The organism is Aliirhizobium wenxiniae (assembly GCF_019511445.1).
Taxonomy (GTDB): domain Bacteria; phylum Pseudomonadota; class Alphaproteobacteria; order Rhizobiales; family Rhizobiaceae; genus Neorhizobium; species Neorhizobium wenxiniae_A.
In genome coordinates this window covers 105988-124189 of record NZ_JAEUAN010000010.1, presented here as the reverse complement: position 1 = coordinate 124189, position 18202 = coordinate 105988, and the positions used below count along the sequence as shown (strand labels likewise).

Genomic DNA, 18202 nt, shown 5'->3' with positions numbered 1-18202 from the left:
GACCGGTGATTGAAAGCCTGCTGATCGCCAATCGCGGAGAAATCGCCCGCCGCATCATCCGCACCGCACGACGGCTCGGCATCCGCACCATTGCCGTTCATTCCGACGCAGACATCGAAATGCCCTTTGTGCGTGAGGCGGATGAAGCGATCCGCATCGGGCCGGCACCGACGCGCGAAAGCTATCTAAGGCATGACAGTATTCTTGATGCCGCGCGCCAGACCGGAGCGCAGGCGATCCATCCCGGCTACGGTTTTCTGTCGGAAAATGCCGAATTTGCAGAGGCTGTTATCGCGAATGGGCTGACATGGGTGGGCGCTCCGCCAGCCGCCATCCGTGCTATGGGGCTGAAGGACGCCGCCAAGCAGCGGATGATTGCCGCAAACGTGCCGGTCACACCGGGTTATCTCGGCGAGGACCAGGATCCCTCCCGGCTGCAGCGGGAGGCCGATGCGATCGGTTATCCGGTGCTGATCAAGGCCGTCGCAGGCGGCGGCGGCAAGGGCATGCGCAAGGTCGATACGGCTTCGGATTTTCTCGCAGCACTCGAAAGTTGCCGGCGCGAGGCCGCTTCCTCCTTCGGCGACGACCGGGTTCTGATCGAGAAATACATCCTGTCGCCCCGGCATATCGAAGTTCAGGTTTTTGGCGATATGTTCGGCGATGTCGTCCATCTCTTCGAGCGCGACTGCTCGCTGCAACGCCGTCATCAGAAGGTGATCGAGGAAGCGCCTGCACCGGGGATGGACGAAGCCACACGCCAAGCCGTCTGCAATGCCGCCGTCCAAGCCGCCAAAGCGGTGGATTACGTCGGGGCCGGAACGGTGGAATTCATCGCCGACGCCTCCGAAGGGCTACGTGCCGACCGCATCTGGTTCATGGAAATGAACACCCGGCTGCAGGTGGAACACCCCGTGACCGAAGCAATCACCGGGCAGGATCTGGTGGAGTGGCAGATCCGGGTCGCTTCAGGCGAGCAACTGCCTTTGCGGCAGGACGAGCTTTCCATCAATGGCTGGGCGATGGAGGCACGGCTTTACGCCGAAAACCCGTCCAAAAATTTCCTTCCCTCCACCGGCCGGTTGGAGCATCTGCATCTTCCGGCAAGCGTTCGCGTAGATAGCGGCGTCGAGCACGGCGACGAGGTGACCGCCCATTACGACCCGATGATCGCCAAGCTGATCAGCTATGCCCCAGACCGACGACAGGCTGCCAACAAACTTGCCCATGCCATGGCGAGCGTCGAGATCTGGCCCGTTCGCACCAATGCCGCCTTTCTGGCACGCACGTTGAGACATCCGGATTTTCTCGCGGCATCCGTCGATACCGGCTTCATCGCCCGCCATCTTGCCGATCTTGTTCCATCGACAGAACCCGACGAGCGCGTGTTGCAGGCCGCTGCCGCGGCGCTCCTGCCGACCGGCGCACAGGAGCCATGGACCGCGCTTACCGGCTTCCGCTTGAATGCGGAAACCTATCGGCTGGTGAGCGTGCAAGTAGACGGCCGCCCCCATCTCGTGACCTTGGACCATTCCCGGCGCAGAAGTGATAATGGCCCCGAAGATGTCGTCTTTGTCGATGGCGCGGCATGGCCTTTCAGCTCGCCTCGCGCCGATCATGCCGGCGGCGGACAAAGCATTGCGGATGGCGCGATCATCGCCCCCATGCCCGGGACCGTGATCGCCGTATCGGTCGCGCAAGGCGACAGGGTCGTCTGCGGCCAGCCACTCGTGGTGATCGAGGCAATGAAGATGGAACAGACGCTGAGCGCGCCTTTCGATGGCACCGTTGTCGAACTCAAGGCCATGTCCGGCGCGCAGATCTCGGAAGGCAGCCTGCTCGTGTGCATCGAAGGAGACAAATAATGGCCGGGCGCTATTTCGAGGACTGGACCATCGGCAACCGGATCGCCCACGAGATCCGCCGCACCGTGACGGAAACCGACAACCTCCTCTTCTCCACCATGACCCATAATCCGCAGCCGCTGCATCTGGATATCGAGGCGGCGAAGGCGAGCGAATTCGGCCGGATCATCGTCAACGGCACGTTCACCTTCGCGCTGATGGTGGGGCTTTCGGTCAGCGACACGACGCTCGGAACACTGGTTGCCAATCTCGGCTACGACAAGCTCACCATGCCCAACCCGGTCTTTATCGGCGACACGATGCGGGCTGAGACCGAAGTGGTCGAGCTGAAGGAAAGCCGCTCGCGACCAACGGCCGGTATCGTCACGTTCCGCCATGAGCTCATCAACCAGCGCAACGAAATCGTCTGCCAATGCCTGCGCAGCGCCCTTCTTCACCGGAGGCCGCAATGACATTGCGCTCGCTGCTCTTCGTCCCCGGTGACCGGCCGGACCGGATGGAAAAGGCGCTCAGGCTCGATGCCGATGCACTGATCCTCGACCTTGAGGATTCCGTCGCGCTCGAGGCAAAGGCGACGGCCAGGAAAATGACGGCCGAATTCCTCCGTTCCGCCAAGCGCCGCCAAAAGCTATTCGTCCGTCTCAATCCGCTCGACAGCGGCCTTCTGGGAGATGATCTCGAAGCGTTAAAAGACGTGGCCCCCGATGCGTTCGTGCTGCCGAAAGCCGAGGGGGGAGCAAGCGTCGAGGCGCTGGCGGTACGCGCACCGGCCATTCCCGTGCTGCCGATTGCCACTGAAACACCGGCGGCAGTCTTCGAACTTGGCAGTTATCGCAGCGTCCGGCATCTGATCCTTGGCCTCACCTGGGGCGCCGAAGACCTGCCGGCCGCAATCGGCGCCATCAGTTCACGTGAAGAGGACGGGCGCTACACGCCGCCCTATGAGATGCTCCGCTCGCTCACGCTCTTCGGCGCCCATGCCGCAGGCGTGGAGGCAATCGAAACGGTCTATCCGGCATTTCGTGATCTCGACGGGCTGTCCGCCTATGCCCGGCGCGCAAGACGGGACGGCTTTACCGGCATGATGGCGATCCATCCTGGCCAACTGCCAGTCATCAATGCGGCGCTCACCCCGACAGCCGAGGAACTGGCGCAAGCGCAGGCGATCGTCGATGCATTTTCCGCCAATCCTGGGCAAGGTGTCCTCAGTTTTGCCGGCCGGATGATCGATAAACCGCATTTGAAGCAGGCAAGGCGATTGCTGGGGCTTGCCGAAAAACAGTCTCCGTGATTCAACAACGCCGACAAAGCCGCGTTTGAGCGGCCGATCCATATCTCTAGGTGACCCATGCTGGAATTCGAAATCATCCCAAACGCCAACCCGATGGCAGAGGCAGATCGCGCCCTCGCCTTCCAGAACCTCGGTTTCGGAACGCTGTTCAGCGATCACATGGCCGTCATTCACTGGAGCGCCGACAAGGGCTGGCATTCTGCCAAGGTAACCGCCCGTGCACCCTTTGCTCTCGATCCGGCCAGCAGCGTGCTTCACTATGCTCAGGAAATTTTCGAAGGCATGAAGGCTTACCGAGCTGCCGATGGCAAGGTTGTGCTGTTTCGCCCGGATCAGAACGCAAAACGCTTCAACGCCTCGGCGCGCCGGCTCGCCATGCCGGAACTGCCGGAAGAGGATTTTCTCGCCGCCATCGAAAAGCTGGTCGCCGTGGATAGAAAATGGGTGCCGGAAGGCAATGGCGGCAGCCTCTATCTTCGCCCGTTCATGTTTGCCAACGAGTCCTTCCTCGGCGTCCGTCCGTCGAAGGAATACATCTTCTGCGTCATCGCTTCGCCGGTCGGTCCCTATTTCAAGGGCGGCGCCAAGCCGGTGAAGATCTGGGTTTCCGAAGACTATACCCGTGCGGCCGTTGGCGGCACCGGCGCTGCCAAATGCGGCGGCAATTATGCAGCAAGCCTGATTGCCCAGGCCGAAGCAGGAAAGCACGGCTGCGACCAGGTTCTGTTCCTCGATGCCGCCGAGCGCAAATGGATCGAGGAACTCGGTGGCATGAACATCTTCTTCGTCTTCAACGACGGATCGATGGTCACGCCGCCGCTCGGCACCATCCTGCCCGGCATTACCCGCAACTCGATCCTGACGCTTGCGAAGGACAACAATATCGCGGTCGAGGAACGTCCCTATGCCTTTGACGAGCTGCAGGCGGATGCTGCCTCCGGTCGTCTGGTTGAAGCCTTTGCCTGTGGTACGGCGGCTGTCGTTGCCGGTATCGGAGAACTGAAGCATCGCGGCGGCTCGCTCACCATCGGCACCAGCGAGACGGGAGCGGTCACGACCCTGCTCCGAAACAAGCTGGTCGGCATCCAGACCCAGGCGCTTGCGGACAGCCACGGCTGGCTTCACACGATCCCGGTCAACTGACGCATCGAACGTCACCCATATTATGGTTTCGCCCGCCATCTCAGCGCGGCGGGCGAAATCACGTGAGTGTAATTCATCTTCCGACCCGCCGCGGCTTCGCGAAACGCCGAAAATCCGTCTCTAAGTCAGCTCACGGCAGATAGAAGACTTCCTTCAACTCCTGCGAGACGGGGCTGTTGTCGGGATTGCTGGGCATGACTTCGGTCATGAAAGCCCACCATTCCTTGCAGATCGCGGTGTCTGCGACGGCAGCCCAGCGTTCTTCCGACACGATCTCGACAGAGGCGAAAAGCAGGCTCCGCGCCTCGTCGAGATAGATGGCGTAAGAGGATGCGCCATGGTCCTTCAGCGTCTCTGCAAGCTTCGGCCAGATCTCGTCATGGCGACGCTTGTATTCGTCATGCTTGTCGGCAAAGACCTGCATGACGAATGCCTTCCGGATCTTCGTTTCCACTGCGACCATGGCTTTTCTCCCTTATTTCCCGGCCAGTCGCCAGTTTTCGACCGCCATCGCTTCCGCCATCGGCACGACGCCGAAGCGGGCACCAAGATCGATCAGGTTCTGGGACGTGATGGTCTGGCGAGCTCCGCCCATGGAAATGACCTTGACGAGGACTTCGGCTGCTTTTTCGGCCGTATCGATCAGGCCGAAGGCTTCATCGAGCGTATCGCCCGTGCCGAAAATGCCGTGGAAGGGCCACATGACCAGCGTGTGATCGGCCATTTCTTTAGCGGTCGCATCGCCGATCGTGTCGGTGCCCGGAACCAGCCAGCCCATCGTGCCGACCCCTTGAGGAAAGACGACTAGGCATTCGGTGCTGCTCTCCCACAGAGCGCGGGTAACATTGGCCGAATCGAGGTCCAACACATAGGTCAGCGCCAGAAGATTGGTCGCATGGCAATGCATGATGACGCGGTCGCGGCCGTTGCTGACCTTCTGGCGGACGCCGTGAGACTTCAGGTGCGAGGCAAGCTCGGATGTCGGCGCACCGCCATCGGTGAAACCCCACAGGATCTTCACCGATGCACCGTCCGGCGCCACCTGGACGACACCCATGTTGGCAGCCGGATCGAGCTGAACGTTGCGGAAATATTTGCCCGTACCGGTGACGATATAATACTGGCCTGCCAGTTCCGGCAGCGGGTCGCTGATCGGCGCGCTGCGGTTTGCCGGCCACTGTGCCAGATAGGGAGCAACATCCTCCGGCAGCAGGCGCAGGCTGACATTGCCGCCATTGCGCTCGTCCCACCCCTTCAGCCACATGTCCGAGGTCGCCTTGACCATGGCGGTTACGAACCAGGAATTTGCAGTATGCAGTGTCATGATCATGCGGCCTTTCGTTTGCTCAGCACGTTGCGTTCATAATTTTTGACTTCGTCCAGCCAGGCGATGCCGACCGGCACGTTTCTGCTGAGGCAATAGAAATCCCAAACCGCCGACCACGGCATTGATTTGGCTTCTTCCATCATCGCCAATCGTGTCGTGAAGTCCCGTTCTCCTTCCGCCTGTTTCAGCGTCGCAACTGGCTCAAGCAGAGCGCGCAGAAGCGCCTTGCGGGTATTGCGCGTGCCGATCACCCATGCGGCCACGCGATTGATGCTGGCATCGAAGAAATCGAGGCCGATATTGACCTTGTCGAGAATGTCGCCGCGGATCAGCTCGTGGGCGATTGCCTGAAGTTCATCGTCGAACAGCACGACATGGTCGCTGTCCCAGCGGACCGGGCGCGAAACATGCAGGAGAACTTCATCGACGAATTGCAGCACGGAGGACAGTTTGTCGGAGATGACTTCGGTCGGATGGAAGTGGCCGGCATCAAGGCAAAGCAGCGTTTTGCGGCTCGTGGCATAGCCCATGCAGAACTCGCTGGAGCCGACCGTGTAGCTTTCGGCACCGATGCCGAACAGCTTGCTTTCGACTGCATCCTTGTGGAATTCGCGCGAGATCTTTTCGGCAATGATCGCATCCAGCGACTGTGCGAGACGCTCACGCGGCGCGAACCGGTCGGCGGGAAGATCCTTCATGCCATCCGGCACCCAGATGTTCATCACCGACGGCGTGCCCAGCTCCTTGCCGAAATATTCGCTGACCTTGCGACTTGCCTGGCAATGGGCGATCCAGAAATCGCGCACCGCCTTGTCGGGATGGCTGAGCGTCAGCCCATCTTCGCTCAAGCGATGCGAGAAGCAGGTCGGGTTGAAATCTAGGCCGATGCCAGTCTTCTGTGCCCATTCGACCCAGTTCTGGAAATGATGGGGTTCGATCGCATCACGCTCAACCGACTTGTCGCTTTCGAGATAGATGGCGTGAAGGTTAAGCCGCTTCTGGCCCGGGATCTGCGCCATCGCGAAATCGAGATCGGCACGCAACTCGCCAGGCGTGCTTGCGCGACCAGGATAATTGCCGCTGACCTGAATGCCGCCGGTAAGCTGCCCGGCCGGGTTTTCAAAGCCGCGAACGTCATCGCCCTGCCAGCAATGCATCGAGATCGGAATGGTGTCGAGGCGGTTGAGAGCCGCCTCCGTATCGATACCGGTAGCGGCGAAGACATCACGCGCTATGGCATAAGCGGCTTCGACTGTTTCTGATCGGCTCATCAAGCTTGTCCTTCTGCAACTGATAGCGCGCTAAACGACTGGAAACGATCCCAGACGGATTGGGGTACACGCTGGTGGGGAACATATTCGGTTAGAGGGAATGAATGGCGCACAAGCGCGCGCGCTTCATCGAGGCCGGAAAGCTGGCCGAGCGCGATCATCTGCACGCAGACATTTCCAAGCGCCGTCGTCTCGATCGGGCCGGCTGTCACCGGAATACCGCAGGCGTCAGCGCAGAGTTGATTGACGAGATCATTCTGGCTGCCGCCACCGACGACACGGATGCGATTGACCGGTCGTCCGCGCAAAGCCTCAAGCTCCTCCTTCACGCGGCGATAGGACAGTGCCAGGCTGTCGAAAATGCAGCGGGAAAGTGCGCCTGCACTTTCCGGTACAGCTTGTCCCGTCTCTTTGCAGAATGCCTGAATTTCTGCGGTCATATTATCAGGATTAAGGAAACGGGCGTCCTGGGGATCGATCAGGCTTTGCCAGGGCGAGCAATCACCTGCTGCCATCACGAGCCTTGCATGATCAGGCGAACCTAGTTCCTTCCGGACCCTCTGGATCAGCCAGAACCCCATGATGTTCTTCAGGATACGGTAACGCCGCTCGACACCACCCTCGTTCGAAACATTCGCGGCCAGCGCCTGCGCATCGGCAAAGGGGGCTTTGCTTTCGATACCCATCAGCGACCATGTGCCTGAACTGATGAAGGCTTCATCCTCGGTCGCGAGCGGTGCTGCCGCAACCGCCGAACCGGTATCATGTGTGGCAGGCGCGATCACCTTGATCGCGTCTCTGCCATGAGGGCATGGCATTTCACCAAGAATGGTGCCGGCCTCGACCGGCCGCATCATTACCTCTTTCGACAGGCCCGCCACCCCAAGCAGATCCGCATCCCAATCGTCCTGATCCAGATTGAAGAGTTGCGTCGTGGTCGCATTGGTATATTCGTTGGAGAGTACGCCGCTGAGCCGGAAGTGAAGATAATCCGGGATCATCAGGAAATGGCGGGCGCGAGCCAGCCATTCGGGATGCTGACGAACTGTTGCCGCCAGTTGATAGAGTGAGTTGAACTGCAGGAACTGGATGCCGGTTCGACGATAGATTTCCGCACGAGGTAGCTCCGCGAAAACCTCCTCCATCATCGCATCGGTGCGGTGATCGCGGTAGGATACGGCCGGGCCTATCCGTTCGAGCTTCTCATCCAGCAGCACATAGTCCACGCCCCAGGTATCCACCCCGACGCTTGCCAGAGACCCCTGCTTGCTGGCGATGGCGAGACCTTTGCGCATTTCGGCTTCAAGGAAATCGAGATCCCAGCATTGATGTCCGGAAGGATCGTCATTGCGCAGCGTGTTCTCAAAACGGTGGGCCTCCGTCAGCGACAAAACGCCATCCTTGAGTTCACTCAGGATGACCCGACCACTACTGGCACCGATATCGACGGCGGCGATTTTTCCCGGCATTTTCATACATGTTCTCTTCTTCGTTTGCAGCACCTTAGCCGTAGCCGCGGGGCCGGCGCCTTGAAGAAGCGGACACGAGATTTACTGATACGCGTCATTATTCGAAGATGATGGCAGCGCTTCTGAACTCTTGTGACGCGCTGTATTGGTGGAGGAATGAACGCCGCATTGATGCAGATCCGAGATCGGTGATTTCAGATGCGCTATCTGATTTTCCGTGCGTGATTATGCGGTGTTGATTCGATGAAGCTCTTGGCCAAGGAATTTTTCCGTTCGGATGCTCAAACGGTCATCGTCGAGCAGCGGTCTCCTCAGACACCGTTTCCGATGCACGACCATGATTTTCACGAGATCATGATCGTCCTCTCCGGCAACGGCTGGCATATGTTGAACGACGAGCCGCATTTCATAACCTGCGGCGAGCTTTTCTATATCAAGGCCGAAGATCACCACGCCTATGAGCAGGTCGATGACCTCTACCTCACCAACATCCTCTTTCGGCCAGACAGAGCCTCGGGACGCCATGACTTTCTCGATATCATGCGGTGTTCGGCAGACAGTGAGCAGGGGACGCGACGCCACTGGCAGCTGACGGAGGATGTGCTGGCACAGGTAAAGCCGCTCGTCGAAGCCCTGGAGAACGAGGCTCGTCGGTCCGATCCGCTTTCGGATGCAATGTCGGAAGCGCTGTTCAACCAGCTCTCGATCATCCTGTCGCGCTCGCAATTCGCGACCGATGCCAAAGGCCTGCCGAATGCGGCACGACTTGGCCATGTGCTGAACTATCTCAGGCACAATTGCACCGAGGATATCGACCTGGAAAGTGTCGCGCAGCGTTTCGGGTATTCCTCACGCAGCTTCAGCCGGGCATTTCGCGAGGCGACGGCTACCACGCCGCATAATTATCTGGTCAAGCTGCGACTGGGCAAGGCCATGCGTGCCCTGCGCGGGACCAGCGACAGCGTCACCGACATCGCCTTTTCCTGCGGTTTCAACGACAGCAACTACTTTTCCTACAGCTTCAGCAAGATGACCGGGATGGCGCCGAGCGAGTATCGCCGCATGCCGCGCTCGAACCACGCCTGATCCGAACAGGATGCAGGCAATATCTCCGCGAAATTGAAAAGGCCCGCCGAAAAGGCGGGCCTCCGTAGTTCTGGAAGATCAGGCTTGCGCCTGAGATCAGAGCGCTTTCTTGTATAGATCAAGAATGTCCGCATCCGTGGCGGCGACCGGGTTGCCCGGTGCGCAAGGATCCTTCTGGGCTTTCTGGACCCAGAGCGGAAAATCCTCTTCCGTCACGCCAAGCTCCGCAAAGCCGCTCGGAATGCCGACAGTTGCGGACAGATCGCGGATCGCCTTGATTGCAGCCTTGGAAGCGTCCTCGGTGCTCAGGCCCTGGATATCGACCCCCATGGCTTCGGCGATACGGGCAAAGCGCTCGACCGCGTAAGGACGGTTGAACTCTTCGACCAGCGGCATCAGGATTGCGTTGCAAACACCGTGCGGCAGATCTTTCACGGCGCCCGGCTGGTGGGCCATCGCATGGACGAGACCGAGACCGGCGCTGTTGAAGGCGAGACCGGCGATGAACTGGCCATAGGCCATCATCTCACGGGCTTCGAGATCCTTGCCGTCTTTGACGGCGCGCGGCAGATAGGCGGAAATCAGGCGGATTGCTTCAAGAGCCGCATAGTCGGTGAGGACATGTGCGCCCTTGGCAACGTAGGCCTCGATGGCATGGGTAAGAGCATCCATGCCGGTTGCAGCCGTGGTCGCGGCCGGGATGCCGGTCATCATGGCGGAATCGTTGACCGAGATATCCGGGATGATGTTGGCGTCGATGATGACCATCTTCACCTGTGCCACCGGATCGGTAATGACCGCATTGGAGGTCACTTCGGCGGCGGTTCCAGCTGTCGTGTTGACGGCGAGAAGGAAGGCACCTGCCTTGGCAACCTTGCCGACACCTTCATAAAGCGTGATCGGGCCCGGATTGGCAGAGAGGATGCGTACGGCCTTGGCCGTATCGATCGGGCTGCCGCCGCCGACGCCGATGATCGCGTCGCACTTGTTGTCGACAAAGACCTTATAGGCGGCTTCGACGACCGGAACGGTCGGATTTGGAACGACACTATCATAAACAAAGGCTTCGATACCCTTGGCTTTGAGGCCTTCAAGAAGCGGTGCAACGAGGCCGAACTTGACCAGCGTCTCGTCAGTGATAATGACCGGCCGCTTCAGTCCGCGTGCGGCAAGCTCACCGGGAACTTCTGCCAGACTGCCTGCGCCGCTGATGTTGATTTTTGGGAAACACAGTCGAAATGCCATCTCGTTTTCGTCCTCCTGATCGGGAGGCTGCTGTCATGATGGATGGCAGTACTCCCACTGATAAATCTCCTGGTTGATGGAGAGTTTAGCGAAGGGCGGACTTGAGAGCCTTTGTGCCTTGGACATTGTTTGAGCCGAGGTGGCCGGAATTTAGAGATCGCGAGATGGAAAGGGGCGCCTTAAGCGCCTGCGTTTCATGCAACGAGCGTGACGTTCAGCACATATGTTTCGGCCAGCAGGACCTCGACCTTGCCCGGTCCCGACAAAGGCATCGCGCCGGAAAGCGCGCCGGTCGTGACAAGCATGCCGGCTTCGAGCGAATTGGCCGGACGGGTGCTGTCATTGGCATAGGCCAGCAGCCAGGCAAGAACATCGCCGACCGGGTGTTTGGCCGGTCCCTGATAGATAGATGCGGAGCCCTGAGTGACCTTCAGCTCGGCTTCTCCAATCGTATCGATAAGGGTTCTCGGGACGACAGGGCCAAGCGCATATCCACAATTCCCGATACGATCTGCGACATAGAGCGGGAAAGACAGCTTTCCGCTTTCTTCGATTGCAGACGACAGGAGTTCCGCCCCGAGATAAGCCTCCGAAACCGCATCAAGGATCTCTTCGCGGGAATAGGGAACGGCTTTGACGGGTAGCGTCCGACCAAGGCGCACGGCAATCTCCACCTCGAATTTCATTCCCGCAAGGTAGGGAAGCTCGGCGTCTCGCGCTGTCTCGACATAAGGATGGAGCGGCGCGACGACAGCATGTTTGTCGGGAGACATAGCCACTTTCCAGGCATTGCGCGTCGCGCCTTCCCGCAGGGCAAGCGCCTGCTGTGCCTGCATCGCAGTGACCAGATCTTGAGGAGTGGAGAATTCCGCTGTCGCTTGCGACCGGCCTGCGGCACGTAACGCATGCAGACTATCGGCGAGCGACTGGGCGTCGAAAACTGCTGGCTCACTATTGCTCATTCATCGTCTCCGGGTTGTTCAAGGTATCCGTGGTGGCGTAACAGGCCTTTCCGCCTGTCATCAGCCGGCACTCGTCACAAAGGCTTCGGAACATCAACGCCGAGGCGTTCGGCATGCGGCAGCAGCGAATCCATGATGCTTGCATAGAGAACGACGCCTGTTTCCACCGCGATTCGCTTGCGAGACATCGCCGCCTCACCTGGCAATCGCACTTTCTTGACGCCCGGCCGGGGCGGATTGGCGTGGCAGGTATCAACGAGCCAACCGGTCTGGCGCAGGAAGGCGTCCTTGCCGCCAAAAGCTTCGGGATCCCATACCTGCACGGTCACGGCGGCATTGGTGCCCTTGGGAGCGTCGGCACGGCCATAACCGGCAAGCCCCTGCGTGATCGCTTCGGCGATCAGCGCCATTCCGTAGCCCTTCTGCCCGTGGTCGATACCGCCGGTCGGCAGAAGAGTGCCGCCGGCTTCCAGTACTTTCGGGTCGCGCGACGGGTTTCCTTCCACATCCATCAGCCAGTCGGCCTCGTATTGCCGGCCTTCGCGGATCAACCGCTGCGCCATGTTGACCGTGGTGATCGATGCGGAAATGTCGATCAGGATCGGGTCGGCCAGCGTCGGAATGCCGTGTGCGACCGGATCCGGTGTATAGACACCCTTGGTTCCGCCGAACGGCGCAACCTGCGCCCCGGACGGCGAAGAGGAGGCGATCGATACCAGCAGGCCCTTGTCGGTTGCGATCGACAGATAGGCAGCGAGTGCTCCGATATGATGGCTGTTGCCGATGACGACGGTGGCGGTGCCGAACTCCCCTGCCCGATCTGCGGCAAGCTTTACGGCTTCGGAAGTCAACCACGCGCCCGGCAGACGGTTGCCGTTCCAGCAGACGGAAGGGCCACGATCGCTGATCGTCTCGTAGCTCCCGACCTTCGTCATGACGCCGTCGGCAATGCTCTGCAGATACCAGCCGGCCAGTGCCAGGCCGTGTGTCGAATGGCCCATCAGATCCGCTTCGACCAAATAGGTGGCCACAGCCGACGCCTTGTCTTTTTCGAGACCGGCACTCAGAAAAAGCGAGTGGGCGAATGAAAGCAGGGAATCCCTTGAGAAACGAGGATCGGTCATCTGTCGTAAACCTCCGGATTGAGAACGCGGGACGGCCTGCGTCCGGCGATAAAGTCCTTGATGTCGCTAATCACCATGAGACCGACATTCTCCAGCGCTTCCAGGCTATCGGCCCCGCTATGGGGTGTGAAAACGACATTCGGCAGCTTGAACAGCGGATGCGATACATCCGGCGGTTCAATGACGAAGGCATCGATCGCAGCTCCGCGCAGCCTGCCGTGAGAGAGAGCTTCCGCCAACGCGTCGTTATCGACGACCTCGCCGCGCGCGAGGTTGAGCAAGCATGCGCCCGGCTTCATCAACGAGAGCTTTTCCGCTCCGATCAGAGCCGTATTCCCCGTACCGCCGAAGATGTGTAGCGACACGTAGTCGGAACGGGCCAGCAGCATATCCAGCTCGACGATCTCGATGCCTTGCTTGGTTATGAATGCCTGGTCGGGATAGAGATCAGAGGCAATCACGGTCATGCCGAGCGCGACCGCCTTCAAGGCGAGAAGCTTGCCAATGTTCCCCAAGCCGACGATGCCAAGCACCTTGCCGGCGATCTCGTGTCCCGGCTTGCGATCCCAGCCGCCGGATATTACGTTCATATGGCCATATGGGATATTTCTCGCCATAGAGAACATCATGCCCACGGCCAGTTCCGCCACCGCATTGGAATTGGCACCGGGCGTATTGGTCACCGGATAACCTTTTGCTGTGCAGGCCGGGACATCGACGTTATCGACGCCGACACCGTGTTTGAGCACCGCCTTGAGCTGCGGAGCGTCCTCGATTGTCGCCGCGTTAACCGGTAGCAGACCTGAAACCAAGAAGTCTGCCCGACCGATATGCTGCGACAGGCCGCCATCCGGCAGCGCTGCGTCGGTGCAACGGATGATTTCCCAGCCGGTTTCGTCAAGCAATTGCGGCAAACGGCCATGCCGCCCGAAACCGGGCGACGTCGTGGCAACGACAATCGACATGGATGCCTCCCTTACAGCAGGCCGAATTTTTTCAGCGTCTCGCCGATACGGGCATCCTGTTCGGCATTCGGCAGCAGGGCTGGCTGGCGGCTGGCGCCGACGGAGGCGTCCTGCAGGTAAAGCGCGCGCTTGACCATCGCCGGCGGGAAACCGTGGGCGTAAAGGTCGGTGCGGAAAGCGGTATAGATATCCTGCTGGCGCTGGGCTTCCTCGATATTGCCGGTGTTGAAGCCGCCGACGATGCCGGCAAGCACGTCCGGCATGGCATTGCCGAGGCCGGAAATGCAGCCGGCGGCGCCATTCTGCAGCGACCACAGGACGAGATGGTCCGGGCCGGAATAGACTTCGAACCCTTCGACTTCCTTGGAGACCTGCAGATAGGCCGCCAGCGTTTCCTGCGCGCCGCCGGAATCCTTGATGCCGGCAATGTTGCCGTGGGCGGCAAGTTTGCGGGCGGTTTCCGGCTCGATGTGGTTCTGGGTGCGGGCGGGGATGTCGTAGAGATAGACCGGCGTGTTGACGGCATCGGCGACGGTCGAGAAATGGCGGATCAGGCCGTCCTGCGTGCAGGCGATGAAGAAGGGCGTGATGACGGCGATGCCGGTGACGCCGATGCGGTCGAATTCTTTCGCCAGTTGCAGGGTCTCGAAGGTGGCGGGCATGCCGGCATTAACGATGACATCGACCTTGCCGCCGACTTCATCGACCACTTCTTCCAGCAGTTTTACCTTTTCACCATAGGTGAGGGCGGTGAAATCGCCGTTGGTGCCGGCGCACATGATGTTGTTGCCGGCGGCCACCTGACGGCGCACCTGTGCGCGGGTGGCTTCGTAATTGATGGTTTCGTCGTCGTTGAAGCATGTCACGATCGCGACAAAAGCTTTCTTGGTCATCATTCCACTCCGGTATCAATCAGGAAACATTTGCGAGGCGCGCATTGCGGTTTGCCGCCTGCACGTCCGGGTCGGGATCGAGGCTGGCGGCGAGAAGCGCCTGCGTGTAGGGCTTTTGCGGGTTGTCGAAGACCTGCGCAACGGTGCCGAATTCGACCACTTCGCCCTTCTGCATGACCATCACGTAATCGGCGAAATCACGCACCAGCGGCAGGTCGTGGGCGATGAAGATGAAGGCGATGCCCATTTCGCGGCGCAGCTTGTCGAGAAGCGCGATCACCTGCGCCTGAACCGAAACGTCGAGCGCCGAGACGGCCTCGTCGCAGACGATCAGTTGGGGCTCGAGCGCCAGTGCACGGGCAATGGCGATACGCTGGCGCTGGCCGCCGGAAAACTGGTGCGGGTAACGGCCCATATGTTCGGAAGACAGGCCCACCTGGCCCAGAAGTTCGGCGACGCGCTCGCGCCATTTTGCCTTGGGCAGGATTTCCGGGTGGATGACCCAGGCCTCGGAAATCAGCTGGAACACAGTCATGCGCGGGTTGAGCGACTGGGTGGGATCCTGAAACACCATTTGCAGGTCGCGCCGCAGCTTAAACAGTTCGCCCGGCGACATGGCGAAAAGGTCCTTTCCCTTCCAGTGGGCGGTGCCGCCATCAGGCTCTTCCAGACGCAGGAGAATACGGGCGAGGGTGGACTTGCCGGAACCGCTTTCGCCGACGACGGCAACGGTCTCGCCGGCCTTCATATCGAAGGATACGCCCTTCAGGGCCTCGAAACCGCCATAGAACTTTTTCGCGTTCCTGACGCTGAGGATGGCGTCGCCGCCGGTCTCCGGCTCGTGCATCTCGCCCTTGCCGGGGGCGGCGGCGATCAGTTTTTTCGTATAGGCGTGCTGCGGATTACGGTAGACATCGCGCACCGTGCCGCTTTCGACCAGCTGGCCCTTTTCCATGACGACGACACGGTCGGCGACTTCGGACACCACGCCGAGATCGTGGGTGATGATCAGCACGCCCATCCCGGTTTCGCGCTGGAGTTCCTTCAAGAGCGCCAGCACTTCCGCCTGCACCGTCACGTCGAGCGCGGTGGTCGGTTCGTCGGCGATCAGAAGATCGGGTTTGAGCGCCAGCGCCATGGCGATCATCACACGCTGGCGCTGGCCGCCGGAAAATTCGTGCGGGTATTTGTCCAGCGCCCGTTCGGGATCGGGCAAGGCAACGCGCTTGAACAGGCGCAGGGCTTCGGCCTGGGCCTGTGTATTGCCGATGCCGTGGGTTTTCAGCGCCTCGCGCATCTGCCAGCCGACCGTATAGACCGGGTTCAGGTGGCTGAGCGGGTCCTGAAAGATCATGGCGATACGGCGGCCGTTCACTTCGCGGCGCTGCTCGGCATTCATCTTCAGGAGATCCTTGCCGTCGAGCAGGATTTCACCGGAGGCGATCTTTCCCGGCGGCATGTCGATCAGGTTCATGATCGCCGAGGACGAGACCGACTTGCCGGAACCGCTCTCACCGAGGATGGCGAGCGTTTCGCCACGCTCCAGATGGTAGGAGATGTTGCGCACGGCATGCACGACGCCCGATGCGGTGTGGAAGTCTACGGAGAGGTTGCGGACCTCGAGCAGATGATCAGCCATGTTTCGGTCCTTTCATTTCCAGACGCCAGCGCTGTACGGGGTCGAGCGCGATACGCAGCCAGTTGGACAGAAGGTTGAGCGAGAGCGTGGTGAGGATGATGGCGAGGCCCGGCCAGAAGGACAGCCACCATGCATTGGTGAGGTACTGGCGGCCCTGAGAGATCATCAGGCCCCAGGTGATTTCCGGCGGCTGGATGCCGATGCCGAGGAAGGACAGCGCGCTTTCCGCCAGCATGACATAGGCGAAATCGAGCGTCATCAGCGTCGTTAGCGTGGGCAGAACGACCGGCAGGATGTGGCGGAACAGGATGCGCTTGGAGGATGCGCCCATGACGCGGGCGGCCTGCACGAACATGCGGCTCTTGATTTCCATGACCTCGGCGCGGGTGGTGCGCAGATAGACCGGGATACGGGTGATCGAAAGCACCAGCATCAGGTTGAGGATGGAGGAACCGAGGATGTAGAGCACGATCACGGCGACCAGAAGCGACGGGAAGGACATGATGACGTCGGCAAGACGCATGATGACCTGGCTGGTGCGTTCCGACGCGAAACCGGCAATGAGGCCGAGCAGCGTACCGACAATGGCCGAGATGACGACGGCGCCGGCGGCGACCATCATGGTGTTCTGGGTGGCGACGATGATGCGCGGCCACAAGGGGCGGCCGAGCGCATCTGCGCCGAGCCACATGAACCATTCGCGCGAGAAATCGAACGGCGCAAGGTTGCGGCCGCGCAGGTTCTGCTTGGTGGCGAGTTCGTTCAGCCATGCGGGGCCGACGATGGCCATGACGATGACGAAGATGAGGAATATGGCGGCACAGAGCGCGAACTTGTCGGCCCACAGCATGCGCGCCATGCGCACGATGGCGCTCGGTTCTTCCGCGACTTTTTCTTTAGGCGTGTGGGTGGATTGAATGGCCATGGTCATATCGATCCTCAGTAGCGGATGCGCGGGTCGAGCAGGGCATAGGCCAGGTCGATCACGAGGTTCATGAGGAAGATGGCGAAAGCGGTGACGAGGATCGCCGCCAAGACGACGTTGAAGTCACGCTGCAGGATGCTGTCGATCATCAGCTTGCCGACACCGGGGAAACCAAAGATGGTTTCGATGACAACGGCGCCGTTCAGGAGGCTGGCGGCCTGGTCGCCGATGACGGTAATGACCGGCAGCATGGCGTTGCGGAGCGCATGAACGAAGATGATCGGGCCGGATTTGACGCCCTTGGCGCGGGCCGTCTTCACATAGGCCGACGATAGCGCCGAGATCATCGAGCCGCGCACGACCTGAACGATGATGCCGAAGGGGCGCACGAACAGAACGCAGATCGGCAATATCCAGTGGGCGAGCGAGCCGGTGCCGGACGTCGGCAGCCAGGACAGCTGGATGGCGAACACGACGATGGCGACGATGGCGAGCCAGAAATCCGGCACGGAAGCGCCGATCAGCGAAACCATCGAGGAAAAACGGTCGAAGAAACCGCCAGTGCGGAAGGCGGCGAGCGAGCCGACGACGATGGCGCAGACCGTGACCAGCGTCATGGTGATGACGGCAAGCCAGAGCGTCCAGACGAAGGCTTCGAGCACGACGTCGAGGGCGGGGCGGGCCTTGCGCAGGCTCTCGCCCAGATCGCCGGTCAGGACATTGCCGACATATTGGCCGAACTGCACAAGCAGCGGCTGGTCGAGACCGTGAAGGGCGCGGAATTCGGCCTTCATTTCGGCGGAGGCTTCGACGGGAAGAAAGAGCGATGCCGGATCGCCCGTCAGGCGCGACAGGAAGAACACCATGACCAGCAGCCCGATAAGGGAGATGAGGCTGGCAAAGGCGCGCTTGCGGATGAAACTGAGCATGGTGACCTCGATTGCTGGAATGGACGGCGACGAAGCCGCCGCCCATTTCGCTTCGATTGGAGCGATTC

At 60.4% G+C, this 18202-nt stretch carries 17 protein-coding genes; 5 read left to right on the top strand and 12 right to left on the bottom strand.

Annotated features, from left to right (window positions below):
- Window positions 1–5 precede the first annotated feature (5 nt).
- From JNB91_RS14135 to JNB91_RS14120, 4 genes are read left to right on the top strand one after another with little or no spacing between them, the layout of a single operon-like run.
- A complete protein-coding gene (locus JNB91_RS14135) occupies window positions 6–1865 on the top strand; it encodes an ATP-binding protein (protein WP_220326154.1) in 1860 nt (619 codons plus the stop codon).
- Window positions 1865–2317 (top strand): MaoC family dehydratase, encoded by a 453-nt coding sequence (locus tag JNB91_RS14130; RefSeq protein WP_220326153.1) that lies wholly within the window; start codon window positions 1865–1867, stop codon window positions 2315–2317. Before JNB91_RS14135 ends, JNB91_RS14130 begins: the two co-directional genes overlap by 1 nt.
- Window positions 2314–3156 carry an HpcH/HpaI aldolase/citrate lyase family protein gene (locus JNB91_RS14125; protein WP_220326152.1) on the top strand — a complete coding sequence of 281 codons (843 nt, stop codon included), beginning with the start codon at window positions 2314–2316 and terminating at the stop codon, window positions 3154–3156. Before JNB91_RS14130 ends, JNB91_RS14125 begins: the two co-directional genes overlap by 4 nt.
- A gap of 57 nt (window positions 3157–3213) precedes the next feature.
- The gene (locus JNB91_RS14120) at window positions 3214–4299 is read left to right on the top strand and encodes a branched-chain amino acid aminotransferase (protein WP_220326151.1); all 1086 of its coding nucleotides are present in this window, start codon (window positions 3214–3216) and stop codon (window positions 4297–4299) included.
- Window positions 4300–4429: 130 nt separating this feature from the next.
- On the opposite strand, the gene rhaM is transcribed toward JNB91_RS14120, so the two are convergent.
- The 4 genes from rhaM to rhaB are packed head-to-tail and all read right to left on the bottom strand — an operon-like array spanning window position 4430 to window position 8372.
- On the bottom strand, window positions 4430–4762 hold the full coding sequence (gene rhaM / locus JNB91_RS14115) for an L-rhamnose mutarotase (protein ID WP_223218176.1): 333 nt from the start codon (window positions 4760–4762) through the stop codon (window positions 4430–4432).
- Between the two features lie 12 nt (window positions 4763–4774).
- Complete coding sequence (gene rhaD / locus JNB91_RS14110) at window positions 4775–5623, bottom strand: rhamnulose-1-phosphate aldolase (RefSeq protein ID WP_220326150.1); 849 nt, start codon at window positions 5621–5623, stop codon at window positions 4775–4777.
- Between the two features lie 2 nt (window positions 5624–5625).
- Entirely contained in the window at window positions 5626–6897 is a 1272-nt protein-coding gene (locus JNB91_RS14105; RefSeq protein ID WP_220326149.1) for an L-rhamnose isomerase, read from the bottom strand.
- Window positions 6897–8372: a rhamnulokinase gene (gene rhaB / locus JNB91_RS14100; RefSeq protein WP_220326148.1), complete on the bottom strand. Its 1476-nt coding sequence runs from the start codon at window positions 8370–8372 to the stop codon at window positions 6897–6899. The genes JNB91_RS14105 and rhaB overlap by 1 nt, the downstream gene beginning before the upstream one ends.
- 237 nt (window positions 8373–8609) lie before the next feature.
- Between rhaB and JNB91_RS14095 the strand changes: the two genes are divergently transcribed.
- Window positions 8610–9452, top strand: a complete 843-nt coding sequence (locus tag JNB91_RS14095; protein ID WP_220326147.1) for a helix-turn-helix domain-containing protein — start codon at window positions 8610–8612, stop codon at window positions 9450–9452.
- A gap of 96 nt (window positions 9453–9548) precedes the next feature.
- Here JNB91_RS14095 and JNB91_RS14090 read toward each other — a convergent pair whose 3' ends face one another.
- From JNB91_RS14090 to JNB91_RS14055, 8 genes are all read right to left on the bottom strand, one after another.
- A complete protein-coding gene (locus tag JNB91_RS14090; protein ID WP_220326146.1) occupies window positions 9549–10697 on the bottom strand; it encodes an iron-containing alcohol dehydrogenase in 1149 nt (382 codons plus the stop codon).
- 194 nt (window positions 10698–10891) lie between these two features.
- Complete coding sequence (locus tag JNB91_RS14085) at window positions 10892–11659, bottom strand: fumarylacetoacetate hydrolase family protein (protein ID WP_220326145.1); 768 nt, start codon at window positions 11657–11659, stop codon at window positions 10892–10894.
- 74 nt (window positions 11660–11733) lie between these two features.
- Window positions 11734–12783: an Ldh family oxidoreductase gene (locus tag JNB91_RS14080; RefSeq protein WP_220326144.1), complete on the bottom strand. Its 1050-nt coding sequence runs from the start codon at window positions 12781–12783 to the stop codon at window positions 11734–11736.
- Window positions 12780–13748 (bottom strand): phosphoglycerate dehydrogenase, encoded by a 969-nt coding sequence (locus JNB91_RS14075; protein ID WP_220326143.1) that lies wholly within the window; start codon window positions 13746–13748, stop codon window positions 12780–12782. Before JNB91_RS14075 ends, JNB91_RS14080 begins: the two co-directional genes overlap by 4 nt.
- An 11-nt stretch (window positions 13749–13759) precedes the next feature.
- The gene (locus JNB91_RS14070; protein WP_220326142.1) at window positions 13760–14641 is read right to left on the bottom strand and encodes a dihydrodipicolinate synthase family protein; all 882 of its coding nucleotides are present in this window, start codon (window positions 14639–14641) and stop codon (window positions 13760–13762) included.
- Window positions 14642–14660: 19 nt separating this feature from the next.
- Complete coding sequence (locus JNB91_RS14065; RefSeq protein ID WP_220326141.1) at window positions 14661–16280, bottom strand: ABC transporter ATP-binding protein; 1620 nt, start codon at window positions 16278–16280, stop codon at window positions 14661–14663.
- Complete coding sequence (locus JNB91_RS14060; RefSeq protein WP_220326247.1) at window positions 16273–17205, bottom strand: ABC transporter permease; 933 nt, start codon at window positions 17203–17205, stop codon at window positions 16273–16275. The genes JNB91_RS14065 and JNB91_RS14060 overlap by 8 nt, the downstream gene beginning before the upstream one ends.
- 14 nt (window positions 17206–17219) lie before the next feature.
- Window positions 17220–18134, bottom strand: coding sequence for an ABC transporter permease (locus tag JNB91_RS14055; RefSeq protein ID WP_220326140.1), 915 nt, complete (start codon window positions 18132–18134; stop codon window positions 17220–17222).
- Window positions 18135–18202 lie beyond the last annotated feature (68 nt).

Excerpts from the sequence above, each read along its gene's own strand:
- rhaM (WP_223218176.1), bottom strand. The coding sequence starts at position 4,762 with ATGGTCGCAGTGGAAACGAAGATCCGGAAGGCATTCGTCATGCAGGTC.
- JNB91_RS14080 (WP_220326144.1), bottom strand. The coding sequence starts at position 12,783 with ATGACCGATCCTCGTTTCTCAAGGGATTCCCTGCTTTCATTCGCCCAC.
- JNB91_RS14105 (WP_220326149.1), bottom strand. The coding sequence starts at position 6,897 with ATGAGCCGATCAGAAACAGTCGAAGCCGCTTATGCCATAGCGCGTGAT.
- JNB91_RS14055 (WP_220326140.1), bottom strand. The coding sequence starts at position 18,134 with ATGCTCAGTTTCATCCGCAAGCGCGCCTTTGCCAGCCTCATCTCCCTT.
- JNB91_RS14130 (WP_220326153.1), top strand. The coding sequence starts at position 1,865 with ATGGCCGGGCGCTATTTCGAGGACTGGACCATCGGCAACCGGATCGCC.
- JNB91_RS14075 (WP_220326143.1), bottom strand. The coding sequence starts at position 13,748 with ATGTCGATTGTCGTTGCCACGACGTCGCCCGGTTTCGGGCGGCATGGC.
- JNB91_RS14065 (WP_220326141.1), bottom strand. The coding sequence starts at position 16,280 with ATGGCTGATCATCTGCTCGAGGTCCGCAACCTCTCCGTAGACTTCCAC.
- JNB91_RS14095 (WP_220326147.1), top strand. The coding sequence starts at position 8,610 with ATGAAGCTCTTGGCCAAGGAATTTTTCCGTTCGGATGCTCAAACGGTC.
- rhaB (WP_220326148.1), bottom strand. The coding sequence starts at position 8,372 with ATGAAAATGCCGGGAAAAATCGCCGCCGTCGATATCGGTGCCAGTAGT.
- JNB91_RS14125 (WP_220326152.1), top strand. The coding sequence starts at position 2,314 with ATGACATTGCGCTCGCTGCTCTTCGTCCCCGGTGACCGGCCGGACCGG.
- JNB91_RS14120 (WP_220326151.1), top strand. The coding sequence starts at position 3,214 with ATGCTGGAATTCGAAATCATCCCAAACGCCAACCCGATGGCAGAGGCA.
- JNB91_RS14060 (WP_220326247.1), bottom strand. The coding sequence starts at position 17,205 with ATGGCCATTCAATCCACCCACACGCCTAAAGAAAAAGTCGCGGAAGAA.
- JNB91_RS14090 (WP_220326146.1), bottom strand. The coding sequence starts at position 10,697 with ATGGCATTTCGACTGTGTTTCCCAAAAATCAACATCAGCGGCGCAGGC.
- JNB91_RS14085 (WP_220326145.1), bottom strand. The coding sequence starts at position 11,659 with ATGAGCAATAGTGAGCCAGCAGTTTTCGACGCCCAGTCGCTCGCCGAT.
- rhaD (WP_220326150.1), bottom strand. The coding sequence starts at position 5,623 with ATGACACTGCATACTGCAAATTCCTGGTTCGTAACCGCCATGGTCAAG.
- JNB91_RS14070 (WP_220326142.1), bottom strand. The coding sequence starts at position 14,641 with ATGACCAAGAAAGCTTTTGTCGCGATCGTGACATGCTTCAACGACGAC.